Origin of the sequence: Sphingorhabdus sp. (assembly GCF_044374345.1) — a bacterium.
In the GTDB taxonomy this organism is placed as follows: domain Bacteria; phylum Pseudomonadota; class Alphaproteobacteria; order Sphingomonadales; family Sphingomonadaceae; genus Sphingorhabdus_B.
Window position 1 is genome coordinate 15,476 of the sequence record NZ_JBILOS010000021.1, and the last position, 12,827, is coordinate 28,302.

At 55.9% G+C, this 12,827-nt stretch carries 12 protein-coding genes and 1 pseudogene; 5 read left to right on the plus strand and 8 right to left on the minus strand.

The genetic code is table 11. From position 1 onward, the window contains the following. Nucleotides 1-68: 68 nt before the first annotated feature. The 3 genes from ilvN to miaA all read right to left on the minus strand — a co-directional run bounded on the left by ilvN (nt 69) and on the right by miaA (nt 3,330). Complete coding sequence (gene ilvN / locus ACIQ5B_RS03650; protein WP_395628567.1) at nt 69-584, minus strand: acetolactate synthase small subunit; 516 nt, start codon at nt 582-584, stop codon at nt 69-71. Further along, nucleotides 584-2,344: an acetolactate synthase 3 large subunit gene (locus ACIQ5B_RS03655; protein ID WP_397597837.1), complete on the minus strand. Its 1,761-nt coding sequence runs from the start codon at nt 2,342-2,344 to the stop codon at nt 584-586. Before ACIQ5B_RS03655 ends, ilvN begins: the two co-directional genes overlap by 1 nt. 83 nt (nt 2,345-2,427) lie before the next feature. After that, nucleotides 2,428-3,330, minus strand: a complete 903-nt coding sequence (miaA, locus tag ACIQ5B_RS03660; RefSeq protein WP_397597838.1) for a tRNA (adenosine(37)-N6)-dimethylallyltransferase MiaA — start codon at nt 3,328-3,330, stop codon at nt 2,428-2,430. A gap of 16 nt (nt 3,331-3,346) precedes the next feature. On the opposite strand from miaA, the gene serB reads away from it, so the two are divergent. Both serB and ACIQ5B_RS03670 read left to right on the plus strand, forming a co-directional pair. Continuing rightward, a complete protein-coding gene (gene serB / locus ACIQ5B_RS03665; protein WP_397597839.1) occupies nt 3,347-4,237 on the plus strand; it encodes a phosphoserine phosphatase SerB in 891 nt (296 codons plus the stop codon). 73 nt (nt 4,238-4,310) lie between these two features. Next, nucleotides 4,311-4,850, plus strand: coding sequence for a superoxide dismutase family protein (locus tag ACIQ5B_RS03670; protein ID WP_397597840.1), 540 nt, complete (start codon nt 4,311-4,313; stop codon nt 4,848-4,850). A gap of 2 nt (nt 4,851-4,852) precedes the next feature. On the opposite strand, the gene ACIQ5B_RS03675 is transcribed toward ACIQ5B_RS03670, so the two are convergent. Continuing rightward, entirely contained in the window at nt 4,853-5,482 is a 630-nt protein-coding gene (locus tag ACIQ5B_RS03675; RefSeq protein ID WP_397597841.1) for a murein L,D-transpeptidase catalytic domain family protein, read from the minus strand. 199 nt (nt 5,483-5,681) lie between these two features. On the opposite strand from ACIQ5B_RS03675, the gene ACIQ5B_RS03680 reads away from it, so the two are divergent. From ACIQ5B_RS03680 to ACIQ5B_RS03690, 3 genes are all read left to right on the plus strand, one after another. Further along, complete coding sequence (locus ACIQ5B_RS03680) at nt 5,682-6,452, plus strand: L,D-transpeptidase family protein (protein ID WP_397597842.1); 771 nt, start codon at nt 5,682-5,684, stop codon at nt 6,450-6,452. Nucleotides 6,453-6,550: 98 nt separating this feature from the next. Then, nucleotides 6,551-7,003, plus strand: a complete 453-nt coding sequence (locus ACIQ5B_RS03685) for a MerR family DNA-binding transcriptional regulator (protein ID WP_183940368.1) — start codon at nt 6,551-6,553, stop codon at nt 7,001-7,003. A gap of 31 nt (nt 7,004-7,034) precedes the next feature. Further along, nucleotides 7,035-8,834 carry an acyl-CoA dehydrogenase C-terminal domain-containing protein gene (locus tag ACIQ5B_RS03690; RefSeq protein WP_397597843.1) on the plus strand — a complete coding sequence of 600 codons (1,800 nt, stop codon included), beginning with the start codon at nt 7,035-7,037 and terminating at the stop codon, nt 8,832-8,834. A gap of 63 nt (nt 8,835-8,897) precedes the next feature. Here ACIQ5B_RS03690 and cysK read toward each other — a convergent pair whose 3' ends face one another. From cysK to ACIQ5B_RS03710, 4 genes and pseudogenes are all read right to left on the minus strand, one after another. Further along, the gene (cysK, locus tag ACIQ5B_RS03695; RefSeq protein WP_397597844.1) at nt 8,898-9,818 is read right to left on the minus strand and encodes a cysteine synthase A; all 921 of its coding nucleotides are present in this window, start codon (nt 9,816-9,818) and stop codon (nt 8,898-8,900) included. Then, on the minus strand, nt 9,815-11,143 hold the full coding sequence (locus ACIQ5B_RS03700; RefSeq protein WP_397597845.1) for an MFS transporter: 1,329 nt from the start codon (nt 11,141-11,143) through the stop codon (nt 9,815-9,817). Before ACIQ5B_RS03700 ends, cysK begins: the two co-directional genes overlap by 4 nt. Nucleotides 11,144-11,230: 87 nt before the next feature. After that, nucleotides 11,231-12,376 (minus strand): aspartyl/asparaginyl beta-hydroxylase domain-containing protein, encoded by a 1,146-nt coding sequence (locus tag ACIQ5B_RS03705; protein WP_397597846.1) that lies wholly within the window; start codon nt 12,374-12,376, stop codon nt 11,231-11,233. Nucleotides 12,377-12,422: 46 nt separating this feature from the next. Beyond that, nucleotides 12,423-12,827: pseudogene (locus ACIQ5B_RS03710) on the minus strand (DNA helicase II); the annotation flags it as partial.

Below are 12,827 nucleotides of genomic sequence, written 5' to 3' on the forward strand. Positions count from 1 at the left end.
GCTTTGCCGTCACCCGGAATGTGTTTCAGGGTCTTACTTTCAACGGCGTAATATTTTGACGATGAAATTTAGCTGCCTTCGGCTCCGCGCATCAGGCCGACAATTCCGGTTCTGCCGACTTCAACCAGGCCGACTTCGCGCATCAACGCGACGAACGTGTCGATCTTGTCCGGGCCGCCGGTTATCTCAAAAATGAAGCTGTTGACAGTCGCGTCGATCACGCGGGCACGATAAATATCGGCAAGGCGCATGGCCTCAACCCGTTGGTCGCCGGTGCCGCGCACCTTAACCAACGCAAGCTCTCGCTCGACATGGGGGCCAGCTTCGGTCAGGTCCGTGACTTTGTGCACCGGGATCAGGCGTTCACATTGCGCAATGATCTGGTCGATGACCGGCGGTGGCCCGCGGGTCACGATGGTAATCCGGCTAATCGCATGATCTTCGCTGATGTCGGCAACGGTCAAACTGTCGATGTTGTAACCGCGCGAGGTAAACATACCCGCGATCCGCGCCAGCGTGCCGGCTTCGTTGTCGACGGTCAGCGTGAGCACATGCCGTTCGGTGAGTTCCTGTTTGATATGCATTATACGAGCGCCTTTGCTTCGTCGTCCATCGTCCCTGATACTTCATCGGAATGCAGGATCATGTCGGTATGGGCCGCGCCTGACGGTATCATGGGGAAGCAATTTGCGGTTTTGTGCACGCGGCAGTCGAACATCACCGGGCCGTCATGGGCAAGCATTTCGGATATGGCCTCATCCAGCTTGGCCGGGTCACTACAACGTATGCCTTTCCATCCATAAGCTTCGGCTAGCGCCACAAAATCGGGCAAGCTGTCTGAATAGCTCTCCGAGAACCGGCTTTCATAGGTCAGCTCTTGCCACTGGCGTACCATGCCCATCCATTCATTGTTCAGGATGAAGACCTTGACCGGCAAACGATATTGGGTGGCGGTTGCCATTTCCTGAATATTCATCTGGATCGACGCTTCGCCAGCGATATCGATCACCAGCGCGTCCGGATTACCCATTTGTGCACCGACCGCTGCGGGCAGGCCATAGCCCATGGTTCCCAAGCCGCCGCTGGTGAGCCATTTGTTGGGGGCATCAAAATGGAAATGCTGTGCCGCCCACATTTGGTGCTGCCCAACTTCCGTCGTGATGATCGGCGCTTTGTCTTTAGTGGCCACGAACAAACGCTCAATCGCATATTGCGGCATGATTTCCTGCGTGCTGCCGGTGTAGCTGAGGCAGTCGACTGCGCGCCAGCCCTTGATACGTGCCCACCAGTCATCCAACGCCGCGGCTTTATATTTACGGCCTTTCCACACTTCGATCATTTGCCGCATCGCCGCGCCAACATCCGCCACGATGGGCAGATCAACGCGTACCGTTTTGTTCATCGAACTGCGGTCTATATCGATGTGGATTTTGATGCTGTCGGGTGAGAAGGCATCCAAGCGACCAGTTACGCGGTCGTCGAAACGCGCGCCTAGGCATAGCATCACGTCGCACTGGTTCATCGCCATATTGGCTTCATATGTGCCATGCATGCCAAGCATACCAAGCCATGCGTCGCCGGAGGCAGGATATGCGCCAAGGCCCATGAGGGTTGAGGTGACAGGCGCGCCGCACAGTTCGGCGAGTTCACGCAGCGCCGCACTTGCATCGGGTCCGGAATTGATGATGCCGCCGCCGGTATAGAGGATTGGCGCCTTCGCATTGGCCAAAAGCTCAACCGCGCGGTTGATTTCGGCGTAATCGGCTTCGCCCGCAGGGCTAAACCGCGATGACGTTGGGCGCTTTACGTCGGTGGATGCCGTTGCAACCTGAACGTTTTTCGGAATGTCGATGACAACGGGGCCGGGGCGTCCTTTGGTTGCGATGGCAAAAGCCTCACGCACGGTGGATGCGAGGTCCGCGGGATCTTTCACAAGATAATTGTGCTTTGAACAGTGGCGCGTGATGCCCACTGTGTCGGCTTCCTGAAACGCGTCTGAGCCGATCAAGTTGGTGGCAACTTGTCCCGTAAGAACAATGAGTGGAATGGAATCCATGAAAGCATCCGCAATGCCGGTGACGGCATTGGTCGCGCCGGGGCCTGACGTGACCAGTACAACGCCCGGCTTGCCCGTCGAACGCGCGTAACCTTCTGCGGCATGCGCAGCGCCCGCTTCGTGACGGACGAGTACGTGACGGATTTTCTTATGCTGAAAGAGCGCATCATAAATCGGCAGAACTGCGCCGCCGGGATAGCCGAATACGGTGTCCACACCCTGTTCGATCAAGGTATCGATCAAAATTTCTGCACCGGATTTTTCGGGCACTGTAAAGTCCTCACTCATTATGAAACTGCCCTATGTTGCAGCGCAACACAGTAGGCAAGAGCGGGCTAGCTAGAGATTACAAAATGACATGTCAACGATAATCATTGAAATATTGTTTCAAAATACCGTCTATTTGAATCATTTATTTCATCGATGATGCGGGGCCATGCGGTGGGCGCTTGGTTCCTGAACCAGGTAAACTGCCGCTTTGCATATTGGCGGGTCGCAATTTGGCCGCGTTCGATGGCTTCTGCCTCTGACATAGTGCCGCCAAGAAGCGCGGCGATCTCTGGAACGCCAATGGCCCGCATGATTGGCGCATCATGGGGCATTTGCTGCGCCAATAAGGCTTCAACTTCCTGAATAGCACCGCTTTGCATCATCTGTTCAAACCGCATGTCGCACCTTTGATACAGCCATTCGCGCGGTGGCAAGAGGAGGAGCGGGCGCAACACGATGTCTTGCGCGATGCCGCCCGTCTTAATTTTGCGCCATTCGCTTACACTGCGCCCAGTGCCCTCAATAACCTCAAGCGCGCGGGTAATTCGGATGATATCCGCAGGGCCTAAGGTCGCGGCCATAGCGGGGTCGCGCTTTTGAAGCGCTTCATAAGCTTGTGCCACGGGCAGTGTCCGAATGCGGGCGCGCAATTCCGGATCAATGTCGGGTATCGGTGCAATGCCGTCGAGTAATGTTTGAATATATAGGCCACTGCCACCGACCAGTACAGGCAGCGCGCCCGCATCATGCGCTTCGTCAATCGCGTCTTTGGCATCATTGGCCCAGCGTGCCGCCGAACAATGCGTTTGGCCGTCCAGATATCCGAATAAACGGTGCGGCGCGCTGCGTTGTTCGCTTTCGGTCGGTTGGGCGCTGAGTATCTGCAGTTCGGAATAAACTTGCGCGCTGTCGGCGTTGATAATCACGACATTGCGCGACTTTGCCAATTGCAGCGCTAATGCCGTCTTGCCGCTTGCGGTCGGACCCGCAATAAGCGCGACCATCTTTTTAGGATTCGAAATGCCCATCTTAACCCTGATAGCAGCAGATTCTTTGGAAAGCGGCATTATTTCAGAAGCCTGCGACCGATTGGCTGCACATACATGCGTTCCAGCAACCACGGACTGGCTGGCGGAGGGCAGGGCTGTGGACATATTTTTTGACGGCACGCTGGCGCAGGCGCGCACCGCGGTTGCCATCTTCGAAGATCGCGTCGATGTCGTCGTCCAATATGAAGAGCAACGGCGCAAAATGCTGTTGGTGTCCGACATGGATAGCACGATGATTACGGTCGAATGCATCGATGAGCTGGCTGACTTTGCCGGAATAAAGCCCGAAATCGCCGCAATTACCGAGCGGGCCATGGCGGGCGAGCTGGATTTTGCCGAGGCGTTGAAGGCCCGTGTTGCGTTGCTTTCTGGGCTTGATGCCGACATGATCCAGCAATGTCTGCATGAACGCGTCCGTCCTATGCCTGGGGCAGAGACATTGGTGCGCACCATGGCTGCATGGGGTGCACATGCTGTGCTGGTATCGGGGGGCTTCACCAGTTTTACCGGTCCCGTTGCGGCCATGCTTGGCTTTGCAGAGGTGCATGCCAATGTCCTTGAGATTGAACAGGGACGTCTGACGGGACGTCTCGCTGCCGATATTGTGGGCGCGGCGACAAAGCGGAAGGTGCTTCAATCTGCGGCAGGGGCGTTGGGATTAGACCTGAATTCTGCGCTTGCGGTCGGCGACGGTGCAAATGACATGCCGATGATCGCAGAGGCCGTATCGGCCAACGGCCTTGGCGTTGGCTATCATCCTAGACCGCAACTTGCCGCCGCAGCCAATTTTGCGGTGCGCCATAATGATTTGACCGCGCTCCTTTTTGCGCAGGGGATTAAACCCAGCGCATGGGCGCGTTGAGTGAGTGAAACACATTGAGCGGCGCAGGGTTGATGTTATGTTGCCCCAAGCCGTTTTTCTATAGGAGCATAATATGCGCGCATTTCTGCCTGTTCTACTCATCCCGGTCCTCGCGAGCTGTGCGACGCTTATGCCAACAAAGTCCGGTGAAGCGTCGGAAGTCGTCACGGCTGAGCTTGCGCGGGCAGATGGCAGCCGGGCAGGCGTTGCAACCATATCGCGGCGCGGGGACGGCCTGTTCCTAAGCCTATCGGCCGAAGCGCCAGCAGAAGGAACATTTGGCATGCACCTTCATGCGGTGGGAACATGCCAAGGACCGGATTTTACGTCTGCCGGACCACATTGGAACCCCGAGATGAAACAACATGGTTTGGATAATCCAATGGGCGCGCATCATGGCGATTTGCCAAATGTAACGGCTGGCGCTGACCGTAAAATAACATTGGACTATAAATTGCCTGATTTTGTGATTTCAGGACCTGCCGGGCTGTTAGATGCCGATGGTGGTGCGTTGGTTATTCACGAAAAAGCAGATGATTATAAAACAGACCCCAGCGGGAACAGCGGTAAACGGATCATTTGCGGTGTATTCAAATCCGGTATCGGCAGCTGAAATTACACTTTATCTGCATATAGCAGGCAGCCGGGGGCCACGCGCTCGAGAATGACGTTGATGTCATTTTTGGCGAAGGCAAAACAACCCTGGCTGCGGCCAATCTTGCCCTGATCCTGGATCAAAGACTGGTTCACATACCATGCCGGATGAATAACAATCGCGCGCGCTTCGGCTTGGTCGTTCTGCGGATCCAAGCCAATGAGCCGGCGAGATTCGCCATATTGCCCGATATAGGTATCGCCGACGAGATAGCTGCCCGCTGATGTCGCTTCGGACCCATGAACGTTCGAGAAGTTCTGGACCCATCCGCTGTGGCTAGGGTCGGACCCTTTTCCATGGGCCACCAGATAATGCGCGGATGAACCGTTCCGCAAATCCACGACGTAAAAACGAGGGTCGCGTGACGGTTTCGAAAAATCGGCAATAGCGATGAGATCGTGATTGCGAATGCGGCTTTTATGCATGTCCAGCGCGGCTTTGGCGCGGCTGAGCAATAACGGCGAGGGTGACCCCGCGCTGTTGCTGCCTGTTCCCGGGGCAAAAACAATATCTGTTGCCGTCGAGGGCGCAGCAAGCAAGCTGGCACCGGCAATGGCGGATTGGATAAAATGTCTGCGACCAATGATCATGACAATGAGATAGGGACGAACGTTTGCAAGCGACAGTAGCGCACAGGCGCTTCGCCGCAAAACTAGGACAGTTAACCTCATTGCCCCCAAGGTTGTTTTTACCGATTGCAGCAAAATTCACATCGAATTCATCTGAGTTGTTTGCTAAGATACCTAAAATCAGTGTGTTGCTGTATCTTAAGGGCTTAAAGCGAATTCCATGAAATCGAATGTGGGAATCCGGACATTGCACGTCATATGTGCGTTTGCGCTGTTCGCGAGCGCGCCCGTTGGTGTCGCCGCGCAGAATTCAGTTCCAGCAGTGCCGACGAACATACCGGCTAGCCCAGCTGAGGTCCCTGAAAATGTGGTGCCGCCGCCGGTTGTTGTCCCACCTGTCATTACACCACCCGTCATCGCACCTGCGCCAAAGCCCGTCCCCAAAAAGGGGCCAGTGGATACGCTTAAGCCCGGGCAATATGTGTGGATCCCGCAAGACCGCCATGAGGGGCCGATGAAGATTGTCGTCGTGCTGGATACGCAGCGGGTCTATGTATTTCAAAATGACAAGCTGATTGGCTTCAGCACGATTTCTTCAGGTAAAAAAGGCAAAGAAACGCCCATTGGTGCTTTCAATATTCTGCAAAAAAATATCGATCACAAATCCAACCTCTATAGCAATGCACCAATGCCTTATATGCAGCGGCTCACTTGGGACGGGATTGCCATACACGGCGGCCATCTGCCCGGTTATCCTGCGTCGCATGGCTGCATTCGCTTGCCACTCCAATTTGCGAAGTCATTGTTTGCGGTCACGAAATTGGATCAGGAAGTGGTGGTATTGAAAGATACTTCGACGCCGGTAAAGCGGAAACCGCCCAAGCCGGATCCAATGGTTGACCCTGCGCCTGCACCCCTGACTAGCGATCCGTCGGCCGACGCGTCCGTCACCCCGCCTTCTTCGCCACCAAAACCCGACACGCGCACGTAAACGCAGGCTATGTTACGCCGCGGCAGGGGTAACTTCGCCAATTGACGTTTACGCTAACGTAAAGTAGTGACGCTAGTGCACACAAGAGGGAAGGCGCCATGGAATCAATTACGCGCGAGGAAAGGCGGGCCGATGCGACCATCGATACGCCAGACGCATTTAACCGCGATTCATTCACAATCTCGGATCTTTCGAGCGAGTTTGATGTAACCGCGCGGGCCTTGCGCTTTTACGAAGACCAAGGCTTGATTTCACCCGAACGGTTGGGGCTTGCCCGCATTTATTCCAAGCGCGATCGCGCCCGCCTTGCGTGGATATTGCGTGCCAAGCGCGTCGGTTTCAGCCTTGCTGAAATCCGGGAGATGATTGACCTTTACGATCTGAACGATGGCCGCAATATTCAGCGCCGCGTGACCATTGAAAAATGCCGCGACAGGATCAATCTGTTGAAGGCGCAGCGTGATGATATCGAAAGCGCAATTCACGAGCTTACCCAATTTGTTTCAACCGTCGAAAAGGCAGAGGCGGCAGACAAATCTGCCACCGCCTAATTTGATATTTCCAGCCAATTAAGGATCGAAAATGCCAAACTACACCGCCCCCGTTCGCGATATGCAGTTCATTCTCAACGAAGTATTGGCTGTTGAGCGCTTCGCCAATCTGCCCGGCTTTGAAAATGCCAGCGCGGATATGGTTGACGCGATCCTGACCGAAGGCGCCAAATTTGTAGAGGGCGTTCTTTTTCCGTTGAACCAAGTCGGCGACTTGCAAGGCTGCACGCGCCATGAAGACGGCAGCGTCACCACGCCGGATGGCTTCAAAGAAGCCTATAAGCTTTATTGCGAAGGCGGCTGGGGCACATTGTCAGCGCCCGTGGAGTTTGGTGGCCAAGGCATGCCACACATCGTCTCCATGGCGTTTGAAGAGCTTATGGCAAGTTCAAACATGGCGTTCGCGATGTATCCGGGGCTTACCCAAGGTGCGGTATCGGCAATATTGGTAAAGGGCAGCGACGAACAGAAAGCCAAATATGCGCCGAATATGATTTCGGGCAAATGGGGCGGGACGATGAACCTGACCGAGCCGCATTGCGGAACCGATCTTGGCCTCATCCGCACCAAGGCTGTGCCCAATGATGATGGCAGCTATGCCGTTTCCGGAACGAAAATCTTCATTTCTTCGGGCGACCATGACCTCACTGAGAATATCATTCACCTCGTCTTGGCCAAAACACCCGGCGCACCGGACAGCGTCAAAGGCATTTCGCTGTTCATCGTGCCCAAGTTTCTGGTGAATGATGACGGGTCGCTTGGCGCGCGGAACAGTTTGTCCTGTGGTTCGATCGAACATAAAATGGGCATTCACGGCAATGCGACCTGCGTCATGAATTATGACAGTGCGACAGGTTATCTTGTCGGTGAAGAAAATAAGGGCCTCGCGGCCATGTTCATCATGATGAACATCGCCCGTCTGGGCGTTGGCCAGCAAGGCCTTGGCATTGCCGAAGTCGCTTACCAAAATGCCGTGCATTATGCACATGATCGCCGTCAAGGCCGCGCGCTGACCGGTCCGCAGGATCTGGAGCAAAAAGCCGACACCCTGTTCGTGCACCCCGATGTGCGCCGCATGTTGATGGATGCCAAGGCGTTTACCGAAGGCATGCGTGCCTTGTGCCTGTGGGGCGCGTTGCAAGCCGATTTGCTGCACCATGCGCAAACTGAGGAAGAACGGCAGATGGCGGACGACCTTTTGTCGCTGCTGACGCCCGTCATCAAAGGTTATGGCACTGACAAGGGTTATGAAGTCGCTACCAATGCGCAGCAAGTCTATGGCGGCCATGGCTACATCGCCGAATGGGGCATGGAACAATATGTGCGCGATGCCCGTATCGCGATGATTTACGAAGGCACCAACGGCGTTCAGGCGATGGACCTTGTTGGCCGCAAGCTGGCGCAAAATGGCGGCCGGGCAATTCAGGCGCTCTTCAAGATCGTCGATGAAGAATGTGCGGTCGCAAAGGGCGGGGCACTCGCAGATTTCGCGGCCCGTCTTGAAAAGGCCAGCGGCGATTTGAAGGCATCGACCATGTGGTTCATGCAAAATGGCATGGCCAATCCGAACAATATCGGTGCGGGCGCGCATCATTACATGCACATCATGGGCATCGTGGCGCTTGGCCTACAATGGCTGCGCATGGCGGAATCGGCGCAACGTGCACTTGATGCCGGAACCGGCAATGCGGCGTTTTACGAAACCAAATTGGTGACCGCGCGCTATTTTGCCGAGCGGTATCTGCCCGATTGCGGCGCGCTTCGTCGCAAGATTGAAGCGGGCAGTGAGGCGTTAATGGCGTTGTCGCCGGAGATGTTCGCCGCAGCGTAACCGCTCAGCCGTTTCATGCTCAGATACAAAAATGCCGGGATATCACGTCCCGGCATTTTTTGTTTAGTCGACGGGCAAAAAGTCGGGGACCGATAAATAGCGTTCGCCGGTGTCATAGCTGAAACCAAGAACACGTGATCCCGCTGGCAATTCGGGCAGCTTCTGCGCAATGGCGGCGAGCGTCGCACCGGATGAAATGCCGACCAGCATGCCTTCTTCGCGCGCGGCACGTCGTGCGGTTTCCTTGGCAACTTCAGGGTCGACCTGAATGACGCCATCCAACAATGCGGTATGCAGGTTGGCGGGAATGAACCCTGCGCCAATCCCCTGAATGGCATGTGGTCCGGGCTGGCCACCGCTGATGACTGGCGACAAAGTGGGTTCCACCGCAAAGACCTTCAAATTGGGCCAGACCTTCTTCAACACTTCTGCGCATCCGGTGATGTGACCACCTGTGCCAACGCCGGTAATCAAAGCGTCAATCGGCGTATCTGCAAAGTCTGCCAATATTTCCTGCGATGTTGTGCGCACATGGACGTCGATATTCGCCGGGTTTTCAAACTGCTGCGGCATCCACGAACCCGGGGTCTGTGACACCAGTTCCAAAGCACGTTCAATCGCACCCTTCATACCCTTTTCGCGCGGCGTCAGGTCGAAGCATGCACCATAAGCGAGCATAAGCCGCCGGCGTTCCAGCGACATGGACTCTGGCATGACGAGGATGAGCTTATACCCCTTGACCGCCGCAACCATGGCAAGGCCAACGCCGGTATTTCCGGACGTCGGTTCAATGATCGTGCCGCCGGGTTTCAGGCTGCCGTCCTTCTCGGCCGCCTCGATCATCGCAAGACCAATGCGGTCCTTGATTGAACCACCGGGGTTCGATCGTTCGGATTTGATCCAGACTTCGGCATTGGGGAACATACGCCCCATCCGGATGTGCGGAGTGTTGCCGATGGTTTCGAGGATCGATTGGGCTTTCATGAATTGCTTCCTCTATATTGTGGTTCAAATGTGCGGGCGTTTTTAAGCTCGGGGAATAGCCGCGCCCACATTCCAGTGATTAATATGGCACCAACGCCGCCGAATACAACCGCGCCAACCGGTCCAAGTGCCGCCGCCGCCACACCGGACTGAAGTTCGCCCAATTCATTGGAGGCAGAAATCGCGAGGCCCGATACCGAGCTGACGCGTCCGCGCATCTCATCGGGGGTGTTGAGCTGAACCAACGATGATCGGACATACACCGAAAGCATGTCTGACGCGCCAAGGATGATGAGTGAGATTAACGCGACCGCCATGCCGGCGCCCATGTTCAGGAACCCGATGCGCGCGTCGCCAAAGACATGGCTACCAATTTCGTGGCTTAGGCCAAAACCGATAGTTGCGACGCCAAAGACCACCACGGCCCAAAGCATTTTGGCGCCAACATTGTGGCGTAGGGGCCTGATCGCGAGCATGAGCGCAACGACGGAGGCTCCGACTGCTGGCGCGGCACGTAACTGGCCAAGACCATCCGGTCCGACCATCAGGATATCGCGCGCATATACGGGCAGCATCGCGGTCGCGCCGGCAAGCAGGACGGCAAATAGATCCAGCGTAATGGCACCCAACAGAAATCGTTCGGACCATGTATACCGCAGACCATCAATCATTTGCCTTATGGGATGGATTTTTCTTTCCATGCGGGGCGGATGGACTGGCTTCACACAGCTCAAGCTGATTGTGGCGGCAAACATCAAACCTGCCGAAACCCAATAAGGCAGCGATGCACTCTCAGCAAACATCAGCCCGCCTGCGGCTGGGCCAAAAACGGACCCGACTTGCCACGCGATTGAACTCAATGCGATGGCGCGCGGCAATGACGCCGGTGGAACGATGTTGGGCGCGATCGCCGACATCGATGGCCCGACAAATACGCGGGCGACGCCATGCAACGCAGCAAACATGAAAAGCAGGGGCAGGGTAAGGCCATCGATATAAGTGAACCAACCCAGCGCCAACGCGACGATCATGTCGATGCTGTTGGCAAGCCGCGCGACTGTCCGGCGTTCCCACCGGTCTGCGGCCCATCCGGCAACAGGGGTCAACAACGCAAGTGGCACGAATTGCACAAGGCCCAGCAGTCCAAGCTGCAGCGATGCTTCGCGAATGGACATGCCATAGTCACTGCGCGCGATGTCATAGGCTTGGTAACCGATAACGACGACCATCCCCATTGTTGCCAGCACCGCCATAAACCGCGCCAGCCAATAATAGCGAAAGTCAGCGATGCTGAGCGGGTGGATGTTGGGGTTCGTGTCAGACATGTTGCATGCGCCTATCGGCTGGTCTTGCCCAAGGCAATGAAGAGATTTTTGATGAAGACGCGAGTAGCCGTTTCATGATGCCAGCTATTATCCTGCATCTTCGGGCATGCCGTGATAGTCATTGATCGTCTCGAAAATAGTGGTGAGCGCGGCCTGTTCCTCGGCAGAAATCTCCGGCCTCCAGACTTCGAATAACAATATGACGCGGGTATCCGTGCTTTTATTCCACGCTTCATGTTCGAAGCTGTCATCAAAAATGAGCGCTTCGCCTGTGCGCCATGCACGCGTCTCGTTGCCGACGCGAATGGCGCAGTCGTCAGGAACGATGAGCGGAATATGGCAAATCAACCGTGTGTTCAAAAGCCCATGGTGCGGTTGAATATGTGTGCCGGGCTTAAGCAATGACCATAAGGCAATGGGCGAACGTTTATCGATACGCGGCATCGGCGCCAATTCCAGCGCAGCCATCGTCGCCGGACAACGCGACGCGTTGGCTTCAACTTTTTCGCCGTTGCGCCAAAAATAAAACGCGCCCCAGCTTGGATCGTTGATCAGCGGGTTTGCCGCTCTCGGCCGGTCACTGCTTGCCTCGACATAAGGCGCGAAGTCTTGCCCATCGGCCAACACTGCGCGCAATTCCTCTTGCATCGCCGGCACTGCATTTTCAACTTCGGCGATCCAAGGAAATTCCGAACGTTCGTAAAATTGCCGCTGCGGGAGCCCGGGAAAATAAAAGCTCGAAGGCTGCTGCACGTATAGCTGCTTTTTGCCGAGCAACATGTCGATTGCGGTGCCAACCCGTCCGTCGCGATGCAAACCCGCTTGCGAAAGCCCATCGACCAAATGCTGTTCGAATTTCGCCTGAACATGCACGATGAAATCGCGCGCGCGGTTCAGCATGGGGTGCAGGGATGCCGGCACGTCTGGCATTGTCGCGGCTTGGTTGAGTGCTGCTTGAAAGAACGAATTTGCTGCCCGGTCATCGCCCAAGCGTGCCTTTAACTCGCCCGACAAAATTAAGGCTGGCAAATGTCGCGGGTCAATTTCCAACTGACGCTGCAACGCAGCTTCCTCCGCCTTGGCATCTCCGGCTAGGCTACAGGCTTGCGCCATCATGAGCCATGGCATCTGCGCGTCCGGCAATTCCGACAACAAGCGCATTGCAGAAGCGGCGTCGCGGCGGCCAAGCGCCGCTCTTGCGTCCGATATGATTTGTGCAGCCCCCGCAGTCATGGCTTTCCATAACCGCAAAGCGATAGGCATTACCAGAGCAGATACGTCAGCTGATCGTTACAAAGCTGTCCATCACCCGTTTGCGGCCCGCCTGTTCGAATTCGATCTCAAGCTTATTGCCTTCGATCTCCGCGATTTCGCCATAACCGAATTTCTCGTGGAAGACGCGTAGGCCGATGCTGAGGTCGCTGCGGCCTTTATTGCCAAGGCTGACCGCGCTGCGTGTGTTTTCCGGTATGCGCTGTAGGCGCGGATTAAATCCGCCGGATGTGGCTGCCCGTTGCCAGCCCGGGCTACGCGCGTTGCTGCGGCCTTGGTTGGCTGCCGCCAGATGGGCGAACGGGTCCGTTTGTTCGCTCCAGTTGGCACGCCAAAGTGATGCGCCGCCGGTCATGGTTTGCTCGGCCTCGATATGGTCAAGCGGCAGTTCCTCGATGAAACGGCTTGGAAT